The sequence below is a fragment of the Pseudomonas sp. M2 genome (genome assembly GCF_015751845.1).
Lineage (GTDB): Bacteria > Pseudomonadota > Gammaproteobacteria > Pseudomonadales > Pseudomonadaceae > Aquipseudomonas > Aquipseudomonas putida_E.
In genome coordinates this window covers 5,637,179-5,659,712 of sequence record NZ_JADOUD010000001.1, presented here as the reverse complement: position 1 = coordinate 5,659,712, position 22,534 = coordinate 5,637,179, and the positions used below count along the sequence as shown (strand labels likewise).

24 protein-coding genes are annotated in these 22,534 nt (G+C 63.2%); 12 read left to right on the top strand and 12 right to left on the bottom strand.

What is annotated here, in order from left to right; genetic code table 11:
• Positions 1–66 precede the first annotated feature (66 nt).
• Positions 67–1,122: a DJ-1/PfpI family protein gene (locus IWW33_RS26170; RefSeq protein ID WP_119688927.1), complete on the bottom strand. Its 1,056-nt coding sequence runs from the start codon at positions 1,120–1,122 to the stop codon at positions 67–69.
• Between the two features lie 241 nt (positions 1,123–1,363).
• Between IWW33_RS26170 and IWW33_RS26165 the strand changes: the two genes are divergently transcribed.
• The 4 genes from IWW33_RS26165 (at position 1,364) to IWW33_RS26150 (ending at position 3,442) form a co-directional block, all read left to right on the top strand.
• The gene (locus IWW33_RS26165; protein WP_012314236.1) at positions 1,364–2,251 is read left to right on the top strand and encodes an O-acetylserine/cysteine exporter; all 888 of its coding nucleotides are present in this window, start codon (positions 1,364–1,366) and stop codon (positions 2,249–2,251) included.
• Between the two features lie 96 nt (positions 2,252–2,347).
• Positions 2,348–2,668: a YbjQ family protein gene (locus IWW33_RS26160; RefSeq protein ID WP_012314237.1), complete on the top strand. Its 321-nt coding sequence runs from the start codon at positions 2,348–2,350 to the stop codon at positions 2,666–2,668.
• Between the two features lie 142 nt (positions 2,669–2,810).
• Positions 2,811–2,999 carry a hypothetical protein gene (locus tag IWW33_RS26155; RefSeq protein ID WP_115275044.1) on the top strand — a complete coding sequence of 63 codons (189 nt, stop codon included), beginning with the start codon at positions 2,811–2,813 and terminating at the stop codon, positions 2,997–2,999.
• Between the two features lie 143 nt (positions 3,000–3,142).
• Entirely contained in the window at positions 3,143–3,442 is a 300-nt protein-coding gene (locus IWW33_RS26150) for a hypothetical protein (protein ID WP_115275043.1), read from the top strand.
• A gap of 57 nt (positions 3,443–3,499) precedes the next feature.
• Here the strand turns inward: IWW33_RS26150 and IWW33_RS26145 are convergent, their stop codons facing one another.
• Entirely contained in the window at positions 3,500–3,832 is a 333-nt protein-coding gene (locus tag IWW33_RS26145) for a hypothetical protein (protein WP_012314240.1), read from the bottom strand.
• Positions 3,833–4,130: 298 nt separating this feature from the next.
• On the bottom strand, positions 4,131–5,270 hold the full coding sequence (ampC, locus tag IWW33_RS26140) for a class C beta-lactamase (protein ID WP_119688930.1): 1,140 nt from the start codon (positions 5,268–5,270) through the stop codon (positions 4,131–4,133).
• Positions 5,271–5,388: 118 nt separating this feature from the next.
• Here ampC and IWW33_RS26135 point away from each other — a divergent pair, with 118 nt between their 5' ends.
• The gene (locus tag IWW33_RS26135; protein ID WP_046785449.1) at positions 5,389–6,381 is read left to right on the top strand and encodes a bile acid:sodium symporter family protein; all 993 of its coding nucleotides are present in this window, start codon (positions 5,389–5,391) and stop codon (positions 6,379–6,381) included.
• 15 nt (positions 6,382–6,396) lie between these two features.
• Here IWW33_RS26135 and IWW33_RS26130 read toward each other — a convergent pair whose 3' ends face one another.
• Both IWW33_RS26130 and IWW33_RS26125 read right to left on the bottom strand, forming a co-directional pair.
• Positions 6,397–6,990, bottom strand: a complete 594-nt coding sequence (locus IWW33_RS26130; protein ID WP_115275040.1) for a DUF4157 domain-containing protein — start codon at positions 6,988–6,990, stop codon at positions 6,397–6,399.
• Complete coding sequence (locus IWW33_RS26125; RefSeq protein WP_046785657.1) at positions 6,977–7,540, bottom strand: TetR/AcrR family transcriptional regulator; 564 nt, start codon at positions 7,538–7,540, stop codon at positions 6,977–6,979. The genes IWW33_RS26130 and IWW33_RS26125 overlap by 14 nt, the downstream gene beginning before the upstream one ends.
• Positions 7,541–7,629: 89 nt before the next feature.
• Here IWW33_RS26125 and IWW33_RS26120 point away from each other — a divergent pair, with 89 nt between their 5' ends.
• Positions 7,630–8,361: an SDR family oxidoreductase gene (locus tag IWW33_RS26120; RefSeq protein WP_046785447.1), complete on the top strand. Its 732-nt coding sequence runs from the start codon at positions 7,630–7,632 to the stop codon at positions 8,359–8,361.
• A gap of 26 nt (positions 8,362–8,387) precedes the next feature.
• Entirely contained in the window at positions 8,388–8,981 is a 594-nt protein-coding gene (locus tag IWW33_RS26115) for a 2-hydroxychromene-2-carboxylate isomerase (protein WP_115275038.1), read from the top strand.
• A 57-nt stretch (positions 8,982–9,038) separates the two neighbouring features.
• Here the strand turns inward: IWW33_RS26115 and IWW33_RS26110 are convergent, their stop codons facing one another.
• From IWW33_RS26110 to IWW33_RS26095, 4 genes are all read right to left on the bottom strand, one after another.
• On the bottom strand, positions 9,039–9,584 hold the full coding sequence (locus IWW33_RS26110; protein WP_012314247.1) for a cupin domain-containing protein: 546 nt from the start codon (positions 9,582–9,584) through the stop codon (positions 9,039–9,041).
• 76 nt (positions 9,585–9,660) lie between these two features.
• Positions 9,661–10,863, bottom strand: coding sequence for an MFS transporter (locus IWW33_RS26105; protein ID WP_115275037.1), 1,203 nt, complete (start codon positions 10,861–10,863; stop codon positions 9,661–9,663).
• Between the two features lie 84 nt (positions 10,864–10,947).
• Positions 10,948–11,481 (bottom strand): cytochrome b/b6 domain-containing protein, encoded by a 534-nt coding sequence (locus tag IWW33_RS26100; RefSeq protein WP_115275036.1) that lies wholly within the window; start codon positions 11,479–11,481, stop codon positions 10,948–10,950.
• The gene (locus tag IWW33_RS26095) at positions 11,478–12,524 is read right to left on the bottom strand and encodes a catalase family peroxidase (protein ID WP_115275563.1); all 1,047 of its coding nucleotides are present in this window, start codon (positions 12,522–12,524) and stop codon (positions 11,478–11,480) included. The genes IWW33_RS26100 and IWW33_RS26095 overlap by 4 nt, the downstream gene beginning before the upstream one ends.
• A gap of 129 nt (positions 12,525–12,653) precedes the next feature.
• Between IWW33_RS26095 and IWW33_RS26090 the strand changes: the two genes are divergently transcribed.
• Both IWW33_RS26090 and IWW33_RS26085 read left to right on the top strand, forming a co-directional pair.
• Positions 12,654–13,175, top strand: coding sequence for a sigma-70 family RNA polymerase sigma factor (locus tag IWW33_RS26090; protein WP_046785443.1), 522 nt, complete (start codon positions 12,654–12,656; stop codon positions 13,173–13,175).
• Entirely contained in the window at positions 13,172–13,924 is a 753-nt protein-coding gene (locus IWW33_RS26085; RefSeq protein WP_046785442.1) for an anti-sigma factor, read from the top strand. Before IWW33_RS26090 ends, IWW33_RS26085 begins: the two co-directional genes overlap by 4 nt.
• 159 nt (positions 13,925–14,083) lie before the next feature.
• Here the strand turns inward: IWW33_RS26085 and xthA are convergent, their stop codons facing one another.
• A complete protein-coding gene (xthA, locus tag IWW33_RS26080; RefSeq protein WP_115275035.1) occupies positions 14,084–14,896 on the bottom strand; it encodes an exodeoxyribonuclease III in 813 nt (270 codons plus the stop codon).
• Between the two features lie 163 nt (positions 14,897–15,059).
• On the opposite strand from xthA, the gene IWW33_RS26075 reads away from it, so the two are divergent.
• Genes IWW33_RS26075 through IWW33_RS26065 form a run of 3 tightly spaced genes read left to right on the top strand, consistent with a single transcriptional unit; the run spans position 15,060 to position 21,175 of the window.
• On the top strand, positions 15,060–15,710 hold the full coding sequence (locus IWW33_RS26075) for a GNAT family N-acetyltransferase (RefSeq protein WP_046785440.1): 651 nt from the start codon (positions 15,060–15,062) through the stop codon (positions 15,708–15,710).
• A gap of 51 nt (positions 15,711–15,761) precedes the next feature.
• Positions 15,762–17,504, top strand: coding sequence for an autotransporter assembly complex family protein (locus IWW33_RS26070; RefSeq protein WP_115275562.1), 1,743 nt, complete (start codon positions 15,762–15,764; stop codon positions 17,502–17,504).
• Complete coding sequence (locus IWW33_RS26065) at positions 17,501–21,175, top strand: translocation/assembly module TamB domain-containing protein (protein WP_115275034.1); 3,675 nt, start codon at positions 17,501–17,503, stop codon at positions 21,173–21,175. Before IWW33_RS26070 ends, IWW33_RS26065 begins: the two co-directional genes overlap by 4 nt.
• A 10-nt stretch (positions 21,176–21,185) precedes the next feature.
• On the opposite strand, the gene IWW33_RS26060 is transcribed toward IWW33_RS26065, so the two are convergent.
• Complete coding sequence (locus IWW33_RS26060) at positions 21,186–21,743, bottom strand: DUF2589 domain-containing protein (RefSeq protein WP_115275033.1); 558 nt, start codon at positions 21,741–21,743, stop codon at positions 21,186–21,188.
• 73 nt (positions 21,744–21,816) lie between these two features.
• Positions 21,817–22,473 carry a DUF2589 domain-containing protein gene (locus tag IWW33_RS26055; RefSeq protein ID WP_115275032.1) on the bottom strand — a complete coding sequence of 219 codons (657 nt, stop codon included), beginning with the start codon at positions 22,471–22,473 and terminating at the stop codon, positions 21,817–21,819.
• Positions 22,474–22,534 lie beyond the last annotated feature (61 nt).

The following is a 22,534-nucleotide window of genomic DNA, read 5'->3' as shown; positions in this document are numbered from 1 at the left end:
GGTCCGGATAGAACAAGGTAGCCCTTGTTTGCGATCAACGATGCTACGGGCGACGAAGCGCGGGCCCTAGGCCAAAGAACCCTGAATTTCGGCCAGCGGCACGCTGCGGGCGAAGCGCGCACGGTAGTCGCGCGGGGTGACGGCCAGGTGGCGCTGGAAGGCAAGGCGCATGCGTTCTTCGCTACCGAAGCCGCACAGGCGGGCGACCTGCTCGATGTGGCTGTCGGTGTTTTCCAGCTGGCGCCGGGCCGCCTCCAGGCGGAACACCTCGATCGCCTTGGCCGGTGTGCGGCCGGTCTTCAGTTTGTACACCCGGGTGAAATTGCGCAGGCTCATGTGCGCCTGTTCGGCCAGGCACTCCACGCTCAAGCGTGGGTCGCCCAGGTTCTCATTGAGCCACAGGTGCAGGGCTTCGAACTCCGCGCAGTCCTGGCCTTGCAGCTTGAGCAGTTCGCTGAACTGCGCCTGGCCGCCCGGGCGCTTGAGAAACACCACCAGTTCGCGAGCCACCTGCATCGCGACGTCGCGGCCGCAGTCCAGCTCGACCAGCGCCAGTGCCAGGTCGATCCCTGCACTCACACCCGCCGAGGTCCACAGGGTACCTTGCTGAACGAAGATCGATTCGTGGTCGACCTGCACGGCCGGGAAGTCGCGGCGCAACACCTCGCACATGGCCCAGTGGGTGGCAGCACGACGGCCGTCGAGCAGGCCGGCACTGGCCAGCAGGAACGTGCCGCTGCAGACCGATGCCGTGCGCCTGGCGTGCTGGCTGGCGCGGCGCAGCCAGGCCACCAGCGGACCGTGCTCGGGAAGGCTGCGGATGATGTCCGGCGCGCCGGGTACGATCAACGTGTCGACGGCCTGGGCCATGGCATCATCCAGGCGCTCGGTGGCCACCACCAGGCCTTCGGCGGTTGGCTGCAGGCCACCGTCGAGGCTGGCAGTATGCAGGCGGTAGCCGGGCAGGCCGCGCTCGGCCATGGCCTTGGTGGCTGCCCAGAACACGGTCTGCGCGCCGCTGAGGTCGAGCAGGCCCATGGCGGGGTAGGCAACGAAGACCACCACCCGAGGCTGGTCGACGGGTAACAGGGGAGGGTCGAGTTGCCCTGCGATATCGGTCATGGTGTGGCCTGATTGAAACGAAAAGTGGCGCTTGACTATTGGGTCACCGGGCGCCCCAAGGTATGAGTTGGTCGCGCTGTGCAACGTTACAGGGAGGTTGAGTCAGGGTGAACGCCCGAGCCCGTTCCAGAATATCTGTACTGTTGCGCAAGGCCGAAGCCTAACTGTGCCGGTCCAGCATGTGCAAATGGCTTTATGCTGTAACGAAATATGTCTAGAACGCCTGAAGAAGGAAGCTGCAATGCCGCTCAAGGACCTGCTGATTGCCCTGGTGGTGATCGTCGCCTGGGGAGTCAATTTCGTGGTCATCAAGGTGGGCCTCGATGGCCTGCCGCCGATGCTGTTGGGGGCGTTGCGCTTCTTGCTGGTTGCGTTCCCGGCGATCTTGCTGGTCAAGCGGCCGAAACTGCCGTGGCGCTGGCTGATCGCCTATGGCGCCACGATTTCCCTGGGGCAGTTCGCCTTCCTGTTCCAGGCCATGTATAGCGGCATGCCGCCAGGCCTGGCGTCACTGGTGTTGCAATCCCAGGCTTTCTTCACCCTCGGGTTCGCTGCGCTGTTTCTGGGTGAGCGCTTGCGCCTGGCGAGCCTGCTGGGTTTGCTGGTTGCAGCCAGCGGGCTGGCGCTGATCGGCAGCGAGGACAGTGGCCACGTGCCGATGGTGGCGCTACTGCTGACCTTGTGCGCAGGCGCAATGTGGGGCATGGGCAATATCATCACACGGCGGTTTGGCTCGGTCGACCTGGTGGCGCTGGTGATCTGGGGCGGGCTGATCCCGCCGCTGCCGTTTTTGGCCCTGTCTTGGTGGCTGGAAGGGCCCGAGCGTATCGGCCATGCGCTGGCCAATATCAGCTGGAGCTCGGTGCTGGCGCTGATCTACCTGGCGTTCGTAGCCACCATGCTCGGCTACAGCTTGTGGAGCACGCTGCTGTCGCGGCACCCGGCGGGTAAGGTCGCGCCGTTTTCGTTGCTGGTGCCGGTGATTGGCTTGAGCTCTTCCGCCTGGTTGCTGGGTGAGCGGCTGACGGCAGTGCAGGGGTGGGGGGCGCTGTTGGTGATGCTCGGGCTGCTGGTCAATGTGTTCGGACCCAAGCTTGGCCAGCGGTTACGGGCTGCGAGCGCTCAATAATGGTTGTGTAGAGCCGTTCGGCCCTCTCCCGGGTAAACCCGAAGGGCCGATGCTTTGTTAGACTCGGGCTCTTTTGTCACGCCACCGGAGCCTGCGATGATCATATCCACCACCAGCCAGCTCGAAGGCCGGCCGATTGCTGAATACCTTGGCGTAGTCAGCTCCGAATCGGTGCAAGGCATCAACTTCGTGCGCGATTTCTTTGCACGCTTTCGCGACTTCTTCGGCGGCCGCTCACAGACGCTGGAGGGCGCACTACGCCTCGCCCGCGAGCAGGCAACCGAGGAACTGAAAGCACGGGCACGGCAGTTGCAAGCCGATGCAGTGGTGGGTGTGGATTTCGAAATCAGCATGCCCTCAGTGCAAGGCGGCATGGTTGTAGTGTTCGCCACGGGCACCGCTGTGCGCCTGAAATAAAGGCATTGTGCCACTTGTCGGCTCCGGGTGGTTTGCCCGAGCAGTCCGTAAATGACCGGCTAGTCTCACTTTCACAGGCTGCGTTTTTCCAGGCAAAACCCTTCACTTGCCGGCGCGGTCGCCACTGAAATGGAGACAGGGCATGAGTGAGTCCTTTTTCGAAGACATGAATGATGCGTTCCCTATCAACAGCCAGGTGCGCTGCGGTCAGGCAGCGTTTCGCCTGGGCTTTGCCCACATGACGCTGGATGATTCGCAGCAGCTGCAACCGGCACATCTGCAACGCAGCAAAAAGGGCCGCTTCACGCCGAGGGTTGCGCCGAGAAAGTGACCCCGTTCACATAACCCCGCACCCTTCGCGGGGTTTTTTTGTTCCTTGTTTGATCTTGCTCATGGTAACGCTGGGTTGTGCTCGCCGAATCGATGCAGCTGTGGTCTTCTGCCTGGGGACCTCAGGAAAGGAGCACTGTTTGCATGCGGGTCAGGGAAGAGGCTTACTGGCAGTGGGCCGATGCGCAATTGCACTGCCGCAGCCACGATGAAGCACTGAGCGATGGCACCACCATCGATGTACAGGTGCGCCTGTCACGGCTGGGCGCCACGCAACTGTTCCTTGGGCTGTACGGCCAGGACGGCAAAGCGTTGCTGGAAGAGTATTACCCGGCACGCCCGGGTGAGACCATGACACGTGCTTTGGTATGGGGCGTCGAGCGGGCCAGGGCGCTGGCGATTGGCGCATTGGCATTGCCGCAGCGACAGCGTCGCCAGGCATGAAAAAGCCCGGCCTATGCGGGCCGGGCTCAGGAAGTGGTGTGGCAGCTCAATGAAGGGTCAGTTGAGCGGCTCGATCACCTTGACTGCCTGCCGCTCACGGGCGGCGGGCCATTCTTGTTGCAGGGTCTGCAGCACGCGGCCAACGAACTCGGTGTCGGCGGCGGCCTTCTTGCCGACGTAGCCCTGGCCACGGCGGTAGACCTTGAAGCGGGCACGCATGCTGGGCAGGTGCTCTTCGAATTCATCTTCGATGGTGTTCGGCGGCAGGCGGTCGAGGCGCACTTCGCCGGTTTGGCTGACCCACAGCAGGTGGTCGTCGAGGCTGTCCTTGCGCATGGCAAACAGCTGGGCCAGTTGGTCAATTGTGGGATTGTTGTTCAAGTTCATCATAAAGCCCCCATTACCCATTTTTGTTGGTGATTTTCACAGTTGGCGCTACAGCATGTAGCGCACTACCAAGGCTGCTACAGCAGCATCGCAACAGGGGCTTTCTCACGCTGCCTTTTGGACAGTTCCCTCTCCACGGACGGCCTGCGTTACCGCGCAGGCCATCTGGAACACCCTTGCCACCGCTCCCGATCAGGGAGACGGCTTCATCATGCCCAAGCGCGATGAATGGCGTCAACCGTTTTGTAGTGAATATTTTTTTCCACTACATCTTGTCGGACAATCCTGCTCGGGGTGCCTTTCAGCGGTCAATGCCGGAGAGGATCCGGTAGGCCGCACGCACGCGTTCTTCGTTGGGATAATTGCGGTTTGCCAGAAGAACGATGGCCTTGCCTTCGGCCGGAATGAACGCGGCATAGGCGCCAAAGCCGCCCGTGGCGCCGGTCTTGTTGTACCAGGCCTGGGGCAGGGCGGGGCGTGTCGGGTTCAGACGCTGGGTGGCCTGAGGCTCCCGAACCATCCGTGAACCGTTGCCATCGACCAGCGTATCGAGCGCTGCGGGGTAGGGGTAGCGTTCCCATCCCAGGCCTTGGGTCATTGCACCGACCTGGAAATAGCCCGCCTGGGTAATGGCGGCCGCCTTTCTCAACGCAGGCGACAACTCGGCTGGCTGCATGTGCAGGCGCACGTAGCGCAGCAGGTCGCTGGCGCTGGTCTTGATTGCGTAGGCCTCATCGGCATATGGGCCCGGGCTGACGTGCACCGGCCGGTTTTGTGCGTCATACCCTTGGGCATAGAGGCCCTGCGCGCTGGCAGGTACCTGCAGGTAGGTGTGTTTCAGGCCCATTTGTGGCAACAGGCTTTTGGTCATCAGTTCTGCGAATGGCTGCTGCTGCGCGCGTGCTGCCAAGTCGCCGAACAGCCCCAGGCTTGGGTTCGAATAGCAGCGCTGGGTACCATGTTCAGCACGGGGCTTCCAGGTTCGGAAGAACTCCAGCGCTTGCTCGTCAGTCTGGACAGCGTCAGGGAACTGCAGGGGCAGGCAGTCGGCGCTGTACGCCCCCAGTTCGAGCACACTGGCTTTACCCAGCGACGTGCCGGCAAGGGCTGGCTGATAGCGTTCGGCCGGTGCGTCGAGATCAAGCTTGCCTTCGGCGCTGGCCAGCGCGGCAAGGGTAGCGGTGTAGGTTTTGCTCAATGAACCGATCTCGAACAGCGTATCGGCGGTGACGGGTTTGTTGTCGGCCTTGCTGGCCACGCCGTAGCTGAAGTAGTGCGCCTGGCCGTTTACGTACAGGCCTACGGCCATGCCGGCGATGTCCTGGTCATGCATCAGTGGGCGGATGATCTCGTCCACCTGGGCCTGCAGGGGATCGGCTGCGTTTGCCGTGGCGGCGATCAACGCCAGCGCGGTAGCTGCAATGAGGGGAGCGAAGTGCATGCAAAGATCCTTTTCAGTCTGTGTCCGTTGAGCGACACCGGTGGGGGTTCCAGCGTTAGCGGGAAAAAGCCCAAGACCTTATCGTCTGTCATTGCACAACGACAAGACGGAAACTGTTATGAAGTATTTGCGCATGTTGTTCGACAACTTCACCCTGGCCTTGCTCGGGGTAGTGCTGATCGCCACCGTGTTGCCCTGCTCTGGTGATGGCGCGGTGTATTTCGGCTGGTTGACCAATCTGGCCATCGGTCTGCTGTTCTTCCTGCACGGTGCCAAGCTGTCGCGCGAGGCGATCATCGCCGGTGCCGGGCACTGGCGCCTGCACTTGCTGGTGTTCTCCTGCACCTTCGTGCTGTTCCCGTTGCTCGGCCTTGCCTTCAAGCCACTGTTCGTGCCGCTGGTGGGCAACGAGTTGTATCTGGGCGTCCTCTACCTGTGCGCTTTGCCGGCCACTGTGCAGTCGGCCATCGCCTTCACATCGTTGGCCCGCGGCAACGTGCCAGCTGCCATTTGCAGTGCAGCGGCGTCCAGCCTGATCGGGATCTTCCTGACGCCGCTGCTGGTGATGCTGCTGTTGGGGGCTGGGGGCGATACCGGGTCGGGCCTGGATGCAGTGCTGAAAATCACCCTGCAGCTGTTGGTGCCCTTCATCGCCGGGCAGATTGCGCGGCGCTGGATTGGCGCATGGGTCAAGCGCAATGCGCGCTGGCTCAAAGTGGTGGATCAGGGCTCGATCCTGCTGGTGGTCTACACCGCGTTCAGCGAGGCGGTAGTGACGGGCTTGTGGCACACGGTATCGCCGCAGCACCTGGCGGGCTTGTTCGCCGTATGCGGGATTCTGCTGGCTGTAGTGCTGTACGGTACCCGCTTGCTGGGCAAGGTGTTGGGCTTCAGCCTGGAAGACCGCATCACCATCCTGTTTGCCGGCTCCAAGAAGAGCCTGGCCACGGGTGTGCCAATGGCGCAAGTGTTGTTCGTGGGCAGTGGCATCGGCGCCATGATCTTGCCGCTCATGCTGTTCCATCAAATCCAGTTGATGGTGTGTGCGGTGCTGGCGCAGCGGTATGCCAGCAGGGTGGAAGAGGGTGAGGGGGCTACTGCTTCCTCCTGATGAGGCCGGTGAAGGCTAACGAGCCTGCCCCGAACTGCGCTGGCGCAAGGCCTTGCCGACCTCGGCCTCGATCTTGTAGGCCGGCTCTTCGAGCGCCTCGTAATTGCGCGTATAGCGACGGGCGAATTCCTCTACCCCCAGTTCCTGATACTGCTGCACATGCTTGAGCTCATGCGCCCACAGTGCCACGTTGTCCTCTGCATCACTGGCATGGCGGAAGATGATCGTGTCGATCAGCGTCACCGCATTCACATCCGGGTTCTGCAGCAGGGCATTGGCGGCGCTGATCTGCTGCTCGTCCCCAACCCGATAGCGCGCTGCATCGAGCACGGCAAAGTCATACCAGCCCTCAAGCTGGGCTCGGATGTGCAAGGGGATCGGTTCACTGCCGTTGGCGGTAGCTTCATCGCGGGCCTGGCGCAAGGCGAAGGCCAGGCTGCTGGAGGCCATGACCTCGACGTCCTTGAGCACCTGGCCGGCCTGGCCAAGGTCGATCGGCGCGCAGAAGCAACCCATCAGGCAGACCTGATACTGCCCTGGTGGGCAGGCCTGCTCGGCCGAGGCCGTAGTGCTCAGCAACATTGCACACAGCAGGCTAGCAGCTCTCATTCAGAGCCCTTTCGACGCAACTTCGATTGGCTTGCAGAAGCTGGGTCTGGACCGACTCGCTGGCCAGCATGCGCCCGACCACCAGCGCCCCGACACACTGGCTGATCAGCACCCAGGCCAGGGCTTCATCCTCCAGCGTCTGGCTCCACGCACTGTGCAGGCTCACCAGCCAGTGCTCGGCTTCTTCACGCACCGGCCGTTCGGCGCGGGCAATCTCCACGCCCAGTGGCGGCAGCGGGCAACCGCCTTCGGGATTGTGCAGGTGCGCCAGGCTCAGGTACTGCTGCAGGCAGCGCACCAGGCGTTCGCGGCTGGCGCCCTGATTGGCCAGGCGTGCCAGCGGGCTGTTGCAAAGCTCTTGGCGGACCACTTCGGTAAACAGGTCGTCCTTGGACGGGAAGTGGTTGTAGAAGGCGCCGCCGGTCAGGCCGATGGCTTTCATCAGCCCGGCCACCCCGGTGCTGGCAAAACCGCCGCGCTTGGCCAGCGCACCGCTGCTGGCTAGCAGCTTGTCACGGGTTTGTTGCTTGTGTTCAGTTGAGTAGCGCACCTGAAAAACCTCGCGGGCGGGCTTGACGATGCCGGTGATCGTAACATAGCGTTCGTTTACTAAACGATCGTTCATCAATTGAGGCGCGCATGACAGAACAACAAAAAGTGGTGCTGGTGATCGGTGCGGGAGATGCCACTGGCGGCGAAATCGCCAAGCGCTTTGCCCGTGAGGGGTACATCGCCTGCGTCACACGGCGTCAGGTCGACAAACTGCAACCCTTGGTGGAAGAGATCCGTGCTGCCGGCGGGCAGGCACACGGTTTCGCCTCCGATGCACGCAAGGAAGATGAAGTCGCCGAGCTTGTCGAAACCATCGAGCGCGATATCGGGCCGATCGAAGCCTTCGTTTTCAATATTGGCGCCAATGTCCCCTGTAGCATCCTTGAGGAAACCCCGCGCAAGTACTTCAAGATCTGGGAAATGGCCTGCTTCGCAGGCTTTCTCACCGCCCAGGCGGTGGCACGGCGCATGGTCGTGCGTGAGCGCGGCACAATCCTGTTTACCGGTGCCACCGCGGGCACCCGTGGCGCAGCCGGGTTTGCGGCCTTCGCCGGAGCCAAGCATGGCCTGCGGGCTTTGGCGCAAAGCATGGCGCGTGAGTTGGGGCCGCGCAATATCCACGTTGCCCATGTGGTGGTGGATGGCGCCATCGACACCGCATTCATCCGTGACAGTTTCCCCGAACGCTACGCCCTCAAGGATCAGGACGGCATTCTGGATCCGGCGCACATCGCCGACAGCTACTGGTTCCTGCACGCACAGCCACGCGACGCCTGGACCTTTGAACTCGACCTGCGCCCGTGGATGGAGCGCTGGTAAGCCCTACCCTTAAAGGAGTGCGTTGCATGAGCAAGACCGTGGAGTTCTTCTTCGACCTGGGTAGCCCCGCCAGCTATCTGGCCTGGACCCAGCTACCGGCGCTGTGCGCCCGCCATGGCGCAGCGTTGCGTTACCGGCCGATGTTGCTTGGCGGCGTGTTTCAGGCCACAGGCAACGCGTCGCCAGTGATGATCCCCGCCAAGGGGCGCTACATGTTCACCGACCTGGCGCGGTTTGCCGCGCGCTATGGCGTGCCGTTCGGGCTGCCGCCTGGCTTTCCCATCAACACCTTGGCCTTGATGCGTGGGCTGGTGGGCACGCAGTTGCGCGCGCCGGAACGCTTCGACGCTTTGCTCGCGGCGCTGTTCAACGGGTTATGGGTACAACGGCGCAACCTTGGTGATGTCACCGTATTGGAGCAGGTGCTCGCTGAAGCCGGTTTTACCGCCGCTGAATTTCAGCTGCTGACTGGCGACGAAGAGGTGAAGGCGGCATTGAAACAGGCGACAGAAGAGGCTGTGGAGCGCGGGGTGTTTGGTGCGCCGACCTGTTTTGTCGATGGCCAGATGTACTTTGGCCAGGATCGTCTGGACTTCGTGGCCGATGCACTGAAGCTTTGAGCGCTGCGGGCTGTTCGCGGTGCTGGCCGCGATCAGCCCGGCCCATTGGGCCTTGAATCAGAAATTGGCCGGCGTGTTGGCGCTGATGATCTCCGCCTCGTCCTGACCAATGTTCTTGAAGCTGTGCGGCAGGGTAGTGGGGATGTAGTAACCATCGCCGGAGTTCAGAACGCTGACCTGGCCATCGACCCACAGTTCCACGGTGCCCCGTGTGACCAGTCCGCATTCTTCGCCTTCGGCATGCACGATCGGCTCACCCGAATCGGCACCCGGTGCATACAGTTCACGCAGCATGCGCATCTGCCGTGCCTCGACGCTGGCACCGACCAGCAGCATGCGCAGGCCATTGCGGCCCAGGTCGGGCTGCTCGCTGGCGCGGAACACGAAGCGCTCTTCCCGTACCGGCTCGTCGAAGCTGAAGAACTCTGCCAAGGTCATCGGGATGCCTTCGAGCAGTTTTTTCAGGGAGCTTACCGATGGGCTGACGCGGTTCTGCTCGATTTGCGAAATGGTCGAGTTGGTGAGCCCGCTGCGGCGGGCCAGTTCGCGTTGGGAAAGGTTGTTGCGTTCACGCACCAGTTTGAGTCGTGTCCCCGTGTCCATAGCCGCCTTGTAATCAGAGGTGTTAAAAATAATGGGCGCATTAAAACACACTCTGCACGCTCGCGCGCTGTGCTTGTCAGGCGCGTGAGCGCGGCATAGGCCACAGCCCGACCAGCAGCAACAGCACAGCCACCACCAGGAATGGCAGGCGTGGGTCGAGGGCGTAGATCAGTGTCCCGGCCAGCGGGCCGATCACCGCGCCCATACCTTGAGCTGCGCCGATGGAGCCGGCGGTGGCGCCCTGTTCTGAAGCGTGCATGGCATTGGCGGCGAGTGCCGAGAACGCCGGGAAGACAAAGCCCATGCCGGCGGCAGCGACAAAATAGCACCCCCACAGCCACGGCGCGCTGGTAGCCAGCGAACCGGCGGCAAAGCCCAGTGCCGAAACGCTGGCGCCAACGCGGATCATCTTCAGCGGTGGCCATTCCAGCTGGCGCAGGATGACTTGTGACAGGATCAGTGCCACCCCGACGGTGGTCAGGGCGATGCCGGCAGCCTGGGCGGCCTCTGCCGGCCCCAGCTGCAGGCGGTCAAGGGCGAAGAAGCCGACGATGATCTGCGACACCGTCACGCTGAGCATCGCGCTGAATGCCACCAGCAGCGGCCGGCGCAGGCGCGGGTCGCTCAAGTGCACCGGGCTGGGCGCATGGCGATGGGCCAGGGGTTGTGGCTTGAGTTTGAACAGCAGGACCAGAAACGCGCTGGCAGGCAGCAGCGACATCACATGGAAGGGCAGGCTCAAGCTGTACCGTGCCAGCAATGCCGCCAGCGCCGGCCCGAGTACCAGGCCCACGGCATTCGCTGCACCCAGCGATGCCATGGCACGGGCGCGCTGTTGTGGCCCGACATGATCGGCGATCAGCGCATTGCAGCCCACCGGGATGGCCGCGTAGAAGGCACCGATGCAGCCGCGCGCGAGCATCAGGCCGACGAACGCCAAGGTAGCCCCGGGCAGCCAGCGCAATGCGCCTTCGACGAACAGGCACAGCAGCCAATACGCCACCGTGAAGCCGGCACTGCCCAGCAACAGGATGCGTCGGCGGCCCAGGCGGTCGGCTGCGCGGCCCCAGGGGCGGGCCAGCAGCACCCAGACCACACCTGACACAGTCACCGCAGCGCCAGCTTGCCAGGTGGCCATGCCGAGCAGTCGGGCGATGGGCCCGATCAAGGCGACGAATGCCATCATCGCCATGGTGCAGGCCATGTTGGCCAGCAGCAACGGGCGCGTGTCCAGTGTACTGGCGGTGGTCAAGGGGGCAGGGTCCTTTGCGACATTCATTGGGCAGTCCAGGGCAGTTGAACAGACGGCGTGCAGATCGATGAGACATTCAGCGTTGCGGGCCAGCCCATGCACCGCATGCCGTCAGTCACTGCGGCGCAGCGGCCCTGGCCACATGCTACGCAATACCCCGTCCCGGCGCACCAGTGCATGCATCAGCGCCGCGCCCAGGTGCACCAGTACCGTAGCGAACAACAGGTAGCCGGCCCAGCCATGCGCCTGGCGCAACATTGCGTACAGTTGCAGGTCGTGCGGGGCGATCGCGGGCAGTTGCAGCGGGCGCGGATACCCGCCTGCCGACAGCATGGCCCAGCCCAATAGCGGCATTGCCAGCATCAACGCGTAGAGCAACAGGTGCGATGCGCCTGCGGCGAGCCGCTGCAGCGGGGGCAGGTCTTGTGGCAGAGGGGGGTGAGGAAGGCTCAGGCGCAGACCGATACGCACGATCACCAGAAGCAGCAGCGCCAGGCCCGTGGCCTTGTGCAACTCTACCAGCACCGGGTGGCGCAGCGACAGGTCGCCAACCATGCTCACGCCAATGAACAGCATGGCGATGATCAGAATCGCCATCAGCCAATGCACCAAGCGGGCAAGGGGGTGGAAGGCTTCGGGTTTCATGGGCGGGCTCCTGCGCCGAGGGATTCGCGGCTGCGGCGGTTGAAGGACTCCGAGTAGGCCGCCGAACGGGCAGCGAGAATCGGGTCATTGGAAGGCTGGATGCCGCTGGGCAGGATCAACGGGTCGAAATTCAGGTCACGGCAAGCGCCTTGCTCCGGTGCATCCACCTGTTCGATGACCAGGGTGCCGGCATCTACGCTGCGCCGTTCGGCGGGCCAGGGCTGGGCCGGGTTGTCCTGTGCATCGCCGGGGTTGGCCAGTACAAGCCGCAAGGTCCAGCGCAACGGCCCCTGGGTCAGGCGTTGCTGCAGGTCATGCTGCAGGAACTGTTTGTCGTCGACCTTGCCGGGCAGGGCAGCGAAAGGCGTTTGTGGCTCGAGCTGCCAACGCACCGGGTGCGCAGTGCCACTGGCGTCGATCAGGCGGAAGGCATTGATGCTGTGGTACTGGGTGTTGGCGAAACTGTCGCTGGGTTTGTAGCTTGCGGCCCATTGGCGGAAGGCAGCGCTTTCCGGGTGGGCGGCAAAGAAGGCCTGCTGCTTTGCCGGGTCCGGCTTGCCGGTGGCAGGGTCTGGCGCGTTGGCCAGCACCTGGTCGTAAAACCCTTGTGGTGTGCTGATCGCCAGCACAGGGGGGTTGTTCATCCCGGTGCGCCAGACTTGGCCGTCGTCGGTGCTCAGCTCAATTGCCAGGCTGCGCACCGGTATGCCCGTATCGGGGGCGAACGGGTTGGCGCCACCGATGGCGAAGCGGCCGATTACCGGTACCCGATCCTGGGTGAACGCGCGTGCTGTCGACAGCGTGGCGGCCTGGCCGCTGGGCTGGAAGTAGCCGCTGACGCACAGGCCTTTCGCGTGGTTCTTGCGATAGCCCGGGTAGTGGCCGGCCTGGGCTTCGAAGGTGTCGATGATGCGTTGCGGAGTCAGCTGCGGCCCGCCGATCCAGCCTGCGGCGTAGGCAAAGCCTGCGCCCAAAGCCAGCATCACGGCGCCAATGCCGGCCAGGCGCAGGGCCTTGTCCGGGCCGTGCAAGGGTGAGTTCATGGTGTTCATCCGGTTCAGTGAAGATGCCGGTACGACGGGGCAGGGAACTATTTATTCCATCGATGGGAATAAATTTTGTGGCGGCGCGTCTGCCCCCTACACTGACAACCCCCGAGCCGGTACCTTGCCATGCACGACCTGGACGAACAGCAGTGGCGCGAGTTGCTGCAGCGCCTGCGCCGCTTTGCCTTGTGGCTGAGCCGCGAACCGGGCAGCGCCGACGACCTGGTGCAGGGCACTGTAGAACGTGCCCTCAGCCGCAGCAGCCAGCAACGTGATGCCGATGCGCTGCGTGCCTGGTTGTTCACCATTCTTTACCGGCTGTTTCTCGACGGTAAACGCCGTGAGCGCCTGCATAACCGCTGGCTATCGTGGTTCGGCCGCGCGGAGCAGGAAAGCGAAGCGCTCGGCGGTAACATCGAGAGCATCGTTCTGGCCCAGGCCGACCTGCAGGCCTTTGCCCGGCTATCGACCGAACAGCGTGCCTTGTTGCTGTTGGTGAGTGTCGAAGGGCTGAGCTACAAGGAGGCGGCCCAGGCACTGGGCATCCCCATCGGCACAGTGATGTCGCGCCTGTCACGTGCCCGTGCCGCCTTGCGTGAACTGACTGAGGGCAACCCCCAGCCCCCGGCCTTGCGGAGACTGAAATGACGCGCCTGATACCCAGCGAAGACGAACTGCATGCCTATGTTGACGATCGACTCGAGCCGACGCGGCGTGCCGAGGTGCAGGCCTGGCTGACGGCCAACCCTGAGCAAGCTGCACGTATCGAGGCCTGGCGCAACGATGCTCGACGCTTGCGCACGGCCCTGGCCGGGTTTGGCGATCAACCTAGGGCGGCGCAGTTGGATCGGGGCCAGTTGCAGCGGCGTGTGCGTCAACGGCGCCAACGCCGCCTGGCTTCGGCTGCGGTTTTGCTGCTGGCACTGGGCATAGGCGGGGTGGGTGGTTGGCAGGCCCGGCAGGTCACGCTGGCAGGGAACGAGTTGCCCATGGCTGACGCCGTTCAGGCGCACCGCTTGTTCGCCGGCAGCGAGGCGCTGGATATCCAGGCCAGTGACCCGACGCAGTTGCGCGACTGGCTGGGCAGGCATTTCAGCAGGGTGGGGCAGCTGCCTGACCTCACCGGCTACGGGTTCCAGCCTGTGGGCGCACGATTGTTGAGCAATGAGCAAGGGCCAGCGGCGTTGCTGGTGTTCCAGGACCGCCAAGGGCAGCGCATCAGCCTGTTCCTGCGCTCACCTGGGGAGCGTTTCGAGCGCATGCCGCAAGGGCAGCGTGTCGATGGCCAGCTGGAGGCGAGGTATTGGTCGCATGGGGCCTATAACTTTGCCCTGGTCAGTGCGGCGGATGATGTGCGCGGGGCGGGTGTGGGGGAGGCCTTGCGGTTGGGCCTTTAGTGTCGGTCAGCCCCCCCGTCGCGACGCGTCCGCTGTGGGGGCCGGCTTGCCGGCGATCACCGGCAAAGCCGGTGCCATGCACCGCAGTGCCTGCATCGCTGCGAGCCGGTTCACACGACAAGCGTTGGGCTGCCTCACTCGTGAAGGCGCCGGAGCCTGTCAGCTCAATTCAAGCCAGATCGGCGCGTGGTCCGAGGGTTTTTCCATTGCGCGCAGCTCATAGTCCACACCTGCGGCCTTGATCCGCGGCACCAGGTGCTGCGAAGCCATGATCAGGTCGATGCGCAGGCCACGCTTGGGCTCGTCCTCGAAGCCGCGGCTGCGGTAGTCGAACCAACTGAAGCGGTCCGTTACTTCTGGATGCAGGTGGCGGAAACTGTCCACCAGCCCCCAGCCCTTGAGGCGCTCCATCCACTCGCGTTCCTCGGGGAGGAAGCTGCATTTGCCTGTCCTCAGCCAGCGTTTGGCGTTGTCCGGACCGATACCGATGTCGCAGTCCTGGGGCGAGATGTTCATGTCGCCCATTACCAGCACCGGTTGGTCCTGCTTGAACTGCCCCTCCAGCAACGCCTGCAGGTCGCTGTAGAAACGCTGCTTGGCCGGAAACTTGGTGGGGTGGTCGCGGCTTTCGCCCTGCGGGAAGTAACCATTCATGATGGTGATCGGCGTGCCATTGGCATCAGCGAACGTGCCCCAGATGAAACGGCGCTGGGCGTCTTCTTCGTCTGTGGCAAAGCCTTTGAACAGGCTCAGCGGCGCCTGGCGCGAGAGCAGGGCGACGCCGTAGTGGCCTTTCTGGCCATGGTAGTGCACGTGGTAGCCCAGGGCCTGAACGTCGGCCAAGGGGAACTGATCGTCGCTGACCTTGGTTTCCTGCAGGCCGATCACGTCCGGCTGGTGCTTTTCGATCAGCGCCGCCAGCTGGTGCGGGCGGGCCCGCAGGCCATTGATGTTGAAACAGACGATCTTCATGGAAAGACAATCCCGGTAAAAGGCCGGATGCTAGCCGACATCGTCCCTGATCACCAGCGTGGCGGCTTCGCGAAGGCGCTGCTAACGTGCACTCAAGGGGGGAACGATGCGCCGTGGGGCTCCTCCAAGGCACTGTATGCCCATTCCAGGAGGACTGCCCGCAATGCCCGAAGCCACTGCCGCCCAGGCTCGCATCTGCACACTCGATGATGGCTACAGCCGTGAGGCACGCTCACTGCTGTACAACGCCTACCTGAAAGAGCCCACCTTTGCCTACATCTTCGAGGCCCAGCGCCCTGGCTATGAACGACGCTTGCGCGTGATGGTGCGCGAGTGGGTACGACAGCATTTCTACCTGCAGTTGCCGGCCATTGGCCTGTTGCTGGATGACCGCCTGATAGCGTTGGCGCTGATCGTACCGCCGCAGCGCCGGTTGGGCGTGGCCGACAGTTGGGCCTGGCGCCTGCGCATGCTGCTGGGCACCGGGCAACGCTGCACCCGACGCTACATGGATTATCAGGCGGCGCTGGTCGGTTGCCTGCCGACAGAACAGGTCCACATGTTGCCGCTCCTGGGTGTGCACCCAGCGTTTCGCGGTCAGCACTATGGCGAACAATTGTTACAGGCCGTGCACGACTGGTGCGCAGAAGACCCCAACACACAAGGCGTGGTGCTGGATTCGGGCAACGAGCATTACCTCCCGTTCTATGAGCGCCAGGGGTATGAGGAGATTGGCGAGGTGGCTGTAGGGCCAATCCGAGAAAGAGTGTTTTTTCATCCCTGTCCGGTATCTTCAATTTCCCCGACAGCATGAAAGCCCGCCAGGCGGCTCCCTTGAGCGCCTGGCTCTGGTAGCATGCGCCGCATGACGTATTCAGGAAGACTGACTTGGGGCCTGGTTTTCTGGGCCGCCAGTTTCACAGCATGGGGGCAGAGCGAATTGCTTGTGCAGGTAAACCCTGCCAACAAAGCGCTCAAAGCCAATGTCGAAGGCTATATAGGTACCCTGGGTGACCGCGATGAAGAGGCGCTTTTGCGCTTCAGCCGCGGGGCGCAGGAGCAGGCGCGAAAAGCGGCGCAAGCGCTTGGCTACTATCAGGCGCAGATCGATAGCGAGGTCAGGCCGCCTGCCAAGGCCGACCAACCGGCGAAGCTGATCCTTCATATCGACCCGGGTGAGCCTGTGCGCTTGCGCAACGTAACCGTGCGCATCGAAGGGCCTGCCAGCGAGATGAAAGCGTTTCGCGTACCCGACAGCAAAGCCCTGCGCGCCGGTGAGCAACTCAACCATGGGCTGTACGAGGACGCCAAACGGTTGATCCAGAACCAGGCGTCGCGCTACGGCTTCTTCAGTGGGCATTTCAGCCGCCAGCGCCTTGCCGTCGACCCGCAGGCCGGGGTGGCCGATATCGAACTGGTGTATCAGAGCGGCCCACGCTATCGCTTGGGTGCGGTCAGGTTCAGTGGCGACACGCCGCTGGACGAAGAACTGCTGCAGCGCATGGTCTCGTTCGAACCGGGCACGCCATACGACTCCGAACTGATCGCTGAGCTGAACAACGACCTGCAGTCCAGCGGCTATTTCGAGGGTGTGCGGGTCGATGCTGCGCCCACTGCCGCAGTGGCTGAGCAAATCCCCGTGGACGTGCGCCTCGATACCCGCAAACCGCGGACAATAGGCCTGGGCCTGGGTTACTCGACGGATGTCGGGCCGCGCGGCAAAGCCAATTGGACACGCCACTGGGTCAACCCCCAAGGTCACAGCTACGGCTGGGAAACAGAACTTTCAGCCCCCCGGCAAAACGTGGGGCTGTGGTACGACGTGCCCCTTGACCCGCCCCTGACCGACAAGTTGCGTTTCGCTGGCGGCTATCAGAATGAAGAGATCGCCGGTACAGACACACTCAGCAAGCTGCTGACCGTGGGGCCGGAATGGCACAGCAAGCTGCCCAGTGGCTGGCAACGGGTGATCTCGCTCAAGTACCAGCGTGAAGAGTATCGCCTTGGCGACGATTCGGGCCTGAGCAACCTGCTTATGCCGGGCGTAAGTTTCTCCTACCTGCGCAGCGACAACCGCATCGACCCGCACAATGGCTACCGCCTGCAGTTCGATACCCAGGTGGCCAAGGAAGGGCTGGTGTCCGACACCAACCTGTTGCATGGCAACGTGCTGCTCAAGGGCCTGACCACGCTCGGGCACAACCACCGCTTGCTCGGCAGGGTGCAGTTCGGTGGCAGCGCCACCAACGGTTACAAGAACAACATCCCGCCATCGCTGCGTTTCTTCGCCGGTGGTGACCAGAGCGTGCGCGGCTACGACTATCAGACGCTGTCGCCAAAGAACAGCGACGGCGACCGTATCGGTGGCCGCTACTTGGTGGCAGGCAGCGTCGAATACCAGTATTCGCTGACCGAGAAGTGGCGTGTGGCGACATTCGTCGACCAGGGCAATTCGTTCAACACGCTGGAGCTGCCGAGCCTCAAGACCGGGGTCGGTATCGGCGTGCGCTGGGTTTCGCCGGTCGGGCCATTGCGCCTTGACCTGGCCAAGGCCCTTGATGACGACGGTGGTATCCGCCTGCACTTCTCCATGGGGCCTGAGCTGTGATACGTGTGTTCAAATTCATTCTGCTGGGCCTGCTTGGCAGTGTGTTACTGGTTGTTCTGGCGCTGGCAGCGTTACTTGGTACCGAAAGCGGCAGCCGTTGGGTACTTGGGCGCGTGCCAGGCCTGCAGGTCGATAACTTTCAAGGGCGCCTTGCGGGCAGGTGGCAGGCGAGCCAATTGACCTGGGCTGACGGCGGCAACCGCGTCGAAGTGCTGGCTCCGCTGCTGAACTGGACACCTGGCTGTTTATTGCGGGCAACGCTGTGCATCGATCAACTGCATGCCCAGCGTATCGACATGCTGTTCGCGCCGAGCGAACAACCTGCCGACAGCGGGCCGCTGCAGTTACCGGTTTTGCGGCTGCCGGTGGCCATCGAGCTGGGTGACGTCAAGGTTGGCCAGGTGCGCCTCGATGGCAGCGACCTGCTCGGCGATCTTCACCTGGCGGCGCACTGGACTGCCACAGGGCTGCAGATCGACAGCCTGCAACTGCAGCGCGATGACCTGCAATTGAATGTGCAGGGCGATCTGCAACCCGAGGGTGACTGGCCGGTGCAACTGCAGGGGCAGGTGCACCTGCCTGCGGTGCAAGGGCAGGCCTGGCAACTGGCACTGACCGCCAAAGGCGAGTTGCAGAAAACCCTTGAACTGGATGCGACCAGCAGCGGTTATCTCAACGCGCGTCTGACCGGTGAGTTGCAGGCACTGGCCGAGCACTTGCCAGCCAGGTTGCAGCTGCGCTCCGATGCCTTCAAACCCGCGCAAACGCTGCCGGACACGCTGCAGCTCAATCAGCTCAAGCTCGACGCCGAGGGCGATTTGCTCAAAGGTTATCAGTTGTCTGGTAGCGCCAGCCTGCCGGCAGAACAGGCACCGATCGCCCTGCTGCTCAAGGGCAAGGTAGATGCCAAAGGGGCGAACGTTCAGGCGTTGGACCTTTCTGCCAGCGACGCTCAGCACGTGAAGCTGCAGGCCAGCGCCGACTGGCAGCAAGGCCTGGTGGCCGATGCTCAGCTCGACTGGCAGGATTTCCCGTGGCTACGTCTGTACCCGTTGGACGCGCCGCCAGATGTCACGCTCAAGCGCTTCAACGCGCAGGTGCAATACCGCGATGGCAGTTACCAGGGTACTTTCAATGGCGACCTCGACGGCCCAGCCGGAGCCTTTACGTTGGCCAGCCCTTTCGAGGGTGACCTTGGCCAGGTGCGCCTGCCGCAATTGGCCCTGACCGCCGGGCAAGGCAAGGCAGCCGGCAGTGTCGCGGTGCGCTTTGCCGATACCCTGGCCTGGGATGTCGACCTGCAGTTGTCGGCACTCGACCCCGCCTACTGGCTCGCCGAACTGCCCGGTACCCTGGCCGGTCCGTTGCGCAGCAAAGGTGAAATGAAGGGTGAGCAGCTCACCCTCGATGCCCAGCTTGATCTAAAGGGCCGCCTGCGCGGCCAGCCTGCGATGCTCAAGGTACAGGCCGAAGGCGCCGGGCAGAACTGGACCCTCGGTGCGCTGGCCGTGCAGTTGGGTGACAACCGCATCAACGGCAGTGGCAGCCTGCAGCAGCGCCTGGCCGGGCGTGTCGACCTCGACCTGCCCCGGCTCGGGCAACTGTGGCCCGGGCTGCGAGGCCAGGCCAAAGGGCGGCTGGATGTCAGCGGCACGCTGAGCGCTCCCCAGGGTACCCTCACCCTGCAAGGCCAGCAGTTGGCGCAGGAGCAGAACCGTATCCAGCGGCTTGACCTCAATGCACGCCTGGACAACGCCCAGCGTGGCGTGATCAACCTCAAGGCCAATGGTATTCGCCTGGGCGATACCGCGTTGGGCACCTTGCAGGCCAACGGCAAGGGCGATATCCGCCAGCAAGCCCTGACCCTGGGCCTCGATGGCCCGCAGTTGAAGCTTGACCTGGGGCTCGACGGCCAGTTGAACAAGGGGGATTGGCGTGGCCGGCTGGCCAGCGGCAGAGTCCAGGCCGGTGGCCAGGACTGGCAGTTGCAGGCGCCGGCCCGCCTGCAGCGCCTGGCCAGCGGCCAACTGGACTTCGGTGCCCACTGCTGGCGCTCCGGTCAGGCCAGCCTGTGTGGCGAGGATCAACGCCTGGCACCAGAGCCACGCCTGCGTTATCACCTCAAACAGTTCCCGCTGGACAGCCTGGCCCAATGGCTGCCGAAGGATTTCGCCTGGCAGGGGCTGCTCAATGCTGACGTCAATCTGGACATTCCAGCCAGCGGCCCCAAGGGTGTCGTGCGTATCGATGCCAGTGGCGGCACCCTGAGGGTGCGGGACAATGGGCGCTGGATCGATTTCCCTTACCAGGCGCTGCGCCTGGACAGCACCCTGGCGCCTCGCCGCATCGATACACGGCTGAATTTCCGTGGCGAGCGCCTCGGCGAGTTGAGCCTGAACGCCCGTCTCGACCCGCTGGGGAAAGACAAGCCGCTGTCGGGTGACTTCCGCCTCGCCGGTCTGGACCTGTCGGTTGCCCGGCCTTTCGTACCGATGGTCGAGCGCCTGGCAGGCCAATTGAATGGCAGTGGCCGATTGTCCGGCACCTTGCTGGCGCCAAAGGTCAACGGCAACCTGATGCTCAGGGGTGGCGAGGTCAGTGGTGCTGAGCTGCCCGTCAGTTTGCAGGACCTGTCGCTGCAGGCCTTGATCGCTGGCGAGCAGGTTCAGCTCAACGGTGGTTGGCGCAGTGGCGAGGCGGGCCGTGGCCGGCTGAGCGGAGACCTGACCTGGGGCCAGGCCCTGGGCATGAACCTGCGCCTGCAGGGCCAGCAGTTGCCGGTTACCGTCGAACCCTACGCAACACTTGAGGTAGCGCCGGACCTGAGCCTGCGCCTGATCGACGACAAACTGGCGGTGACCGGCAAGGTGCTGGTGCCCAAAGGCAAGATCACGGTGCGCGAACTGCCGCCGTCGACCGTGAAAGTATCGGACGACACCGTCATCGTCGGCCACCAGACCGAAGAAGGCAAAACGCCCATGGCGATGGCCATGGACATTGATGTAGAGGTTGGGCAAGACAAACTGTCGTTCAGCGGTTTTGGGCTTACCGCCAACTTGCTCGGCCATGTACACATCGGCGACAACATGGACACCCGTGGTGAGTTGAGCCTGGCTGACGGACGCTATCGCGCCTACGGTCAGCGCCTGACCATTCGCCGTGCGCGCTTGCTGTTCGCCGGGCCCATCGACCAGCCTTACCTGGACATCGAAGCCATTCGGCAAGTTGATGACGTGATCGCCGGTATTCGCCTGAGCGGCAGTGCCGAGCAGCCTACTACCAAGGTGTTTTCGGAGCCGGCGATGAGCCAGGAACAGGCGCTGTCCTACCTGGTGCTGGGCCGACCGCTGGGCACTTCGGGCGAGGACAACAACATGCTTGCCGAGGCGGCCCTGGGCCTGGGCCTGGCTGGCAGCGCAGGAATCACCGGCAGCCTCGCGTCAAGCCTGGGTATTGACGATTTCCAGTTGGACACTGAGGGCTCGGGCAACTCCACCAGTGTGGTGGCTAGCGGTAACCTGACCGAGAAACTGAGCTTGCGATATGGGGTAGGGGTGTTCGAGCCGGCCAATACCATTGCGTTGCGCTACAAGCTGAGCAAGAAGGTCTACCTTGAGGCGGCGAGTGGCCTGGCCAGTTCGCTGGATATTTTCTACAAGCGCGACTTCTGAAGGGGCGCCATCACCGCACGGTGGCGGCCTCGATGAACTCATTGGTTTCAGGGGCAGGCGCAGTGGGCGGCTTGCGGGTGGGGTTGATCAGCTTGGTATATTCCTCGATCAGCCGGTTGAGCGCCTCGGGTGGCTCGCTGGCTTGAAACTGCATGCGGATCTGTACCTCGTCCGGGTCTCGCGTTTCCCCCTGGCGGCCCTGGGCGCCAATGGTGACCTTGAAGGCCGCAGCGCCGCCGGCCTCCTCATTCGCCTGCATCGCACGCAGCGCCTCCGTGCCATTGACCCGCACAGAGAGGTCGACCTGCATGCGCTCCAGAGCCAGCCCCTTGGGTGAAACCAGGGCGAACAACGGCACGCGTATCACATGCTTGTCGTCCATGGCGACCTCGACCATCTTGGCTTTCATAGGAGCCCCGAGCGCCTGCGGATCGATGTCGAAAAAGTGATCGAACAGATTGATGTACTGCTGGGCAATCAGGCTATTGGTTGCCGCAGCGGCTTCCTGCAGGCCACGGGTGATATCCCGCAGGTCAATCGCGGTCATGGGGGCAGGGTGGTTGTCCACTCACTTGTCTCCTTGGTACACGGGGAGCCCCGCTGTGTTCAGCGAGGCGGACATTTTGAGACAGGGCGAAGGATCAGGGAGTGGTGGCACCTGCAGAGGCGGTGCTCGCTGTATCGTCCTTCAGTACGTCAGCATCGGAAATCGCATCCGTGCTTATCAGGGTCGAGTTGGGTACCACCGTCGGTTTGGTGGCAGCATCGGTGAGGAAATCGATGACCCTCATCACCGCCTCTGGTGGATCCTGGCGGCGCAAGGTGGTGTTGAATGCATAGCGGGCACGGGTATCGGATTTGCGGGTCTGCGTGGACTTGTGGCTGATACTGCCCTTCATGTCCAGCTTGAAAGGGCCCCAGCCCAGCGAGGCGGCCATGTCACCACCTTTGCTGGACTCACTGAAATCCTCGGCCGCTTGGCTGATGGTCAGTTCGAACTCGACCTTGCCTTCTTCAATGACAATGTTCGGGTGGGTAATGGCCGCCAGCAGCGGGACCTTCATGGACTTGCTGACGACGCCTTTGTATTCGCCCTGTTCGTTGACGATGGTCTCGTCATAGTCGAACTGGATGGCAACCGCTTTGCCATCCTGTACGCAGACCTGCATGAGGAAGTCCGCATAGGATTTGCTCGCAGTGACCTGAGCCTGAACCATGGCTTGTAGCGGCCCGGCGATCATACGGTCCATGGGCAAGGCGTTGATGACCGATCCGATAAGGCTGTTGTCTAGGGACATTGCTGGATTCTCTTTCTCTGTTGGATGATGCAAATACGGCCGTCAATGCGGCCGGGTGGGG

Coding starts and splice junctions, on each gene's coding strand:
- IWW33_RS26160 (WP_012314237.1), top strand. CDS start 2,348: ATGATCATATCCACCACCAGCCAGCTCGAAGGCCGGCCGATTGCTGAA.
- IWW33_RS26165 (WP_012314236.1), top strand. CDS start 1,364: ATGCCGCTCAAGGACCTGCTGATTGCCCTGGTGGTGATCGTCGCCTGG.
- IWW33_RS26155 (WP_115275044.1), top strand. CDS start 2,811: ATGAGTGAGTCCTTTTTCGAAGACATGAATGATGCGTTCCCTATCAAC.
- IWW33_RS26110 (WP_012314247.1), bottom strand. CDS start 9,584: ATGGACACGGGGACACGACTCAAACTGGTGCGTGAACGCAACAACCTT.
- IWW33_RS26095 (WP_115275563.1), bottom strand. CDS start 12,524: ATGAACTCACCCTTGCACGGCCCGGACAAGGCCCTGCGCCTGGCCGGC.
- IWW33_RS26170 (WP_119688927.1), bottom strand. CDS start 1,122: ATGACCGATATCGCAGGGCAACTCGACCCTCCCCTGTTACCCGTCGAC.
- IWW33_RS26135 (WP_046785449.1), top strand. CDS start 5,389: ATGAAGTATTTGCGCATGTTGTTCGACAACTTCACCCTGGCCTTGCTC.
- IWW33_RS26105 (WP_115275037.1), bottom strand. CDS start 10,863: ATGAATGTCGCAAAGGACCCTGCCCCCTTGACCACCGCCAGTACACTG.
- IWW33_RS26085 (WP_046785442.1), top strand. CDS start 13,172: ATGACGCGCCTGATACCCAGCGAAGACGAACTGCATGCCTATGTTGAC.
- IWW33_RS26055 (WP_115275032.1), bottom strand. CDS start 22,473: ATGTCCCTAGACAACAGCCTTATCGGATCGGTCATCAACGCCTTGCCC.
- IWW33_RS26090 (WP_046785443.1), top strand. CDS start 12,654: ATGCACGACCTGGACGAACAGCAGTGGCGCGAGTTGCTGCAGCGCCTG.
- IWW33_RS26100 (WP_115275036.1), bottom strand. CDS start 11,481: ATGAAACCCGAAGCCTTCCACCCCCTTGCCCGCTTGGTGCATTGGCTG.
- xthA (WP_115275035.1), bottom strand. CDS start 14,896: ATGAAGATCGTCTGTTTCAACATCAATGGCCTGCGGGCCCGCCCGCAC.
- IWW33_RS26130 (WP_115275040.1), bottom strand. CDS start 6,990: ATGAGAGCTGCTAGCCTGCTGTGTGCAATGTTGCTGAGCACTACGGCC.
- IWW33_RS26115 (WP_115275038.1), top strand. CDS start 8,388: ATGAGCAAGACCGTGGAGTTCTTCTTCGACCTGGGTAGCCCCGCCAGC.
- IWW33_RS26150 (WP_115275043.1), top strand. CDS start 3,143: ATGCGGGTCAGGGAAGAGGCTTACTGGCAGTGGGCCGATGCGCAATTG.
- IWW33_RS26120 (WP_046785447.1), top strand. CDS start 7,630: ATGACAGAACAACAAAAAGTGGTGCTGGTGATCGGTGCGGGAGATGCC.
- IWW33_RS26070 (WP_115275562.1), top strand. CDS start 15,762: ATGACGTATTCAGGAAGACTGACTTGGGGCCTGGTTTTCTGGGCCGCC.
- IWW33_RS26075 (WP_046785440.1), top strand. CDS start 15,060: ATGCCCGAAGCCACTGCCGCCCAGGCTCGCATCTGCACACTCGATGAT.
- ampC (WP_119688930.1), bottom strand. CDS start 5,270: ATGCACTTCGCTCCCCTCATTGCAGCTACCGCGCTGGCGTTGATCGCC.
- IWW33_RS26145 (WP_012314240.1), bottom strand. CDS start 3,832: ATGATGAACTTGAACAACAATCCCACAATTGACCAACTGGCCCAGCTG.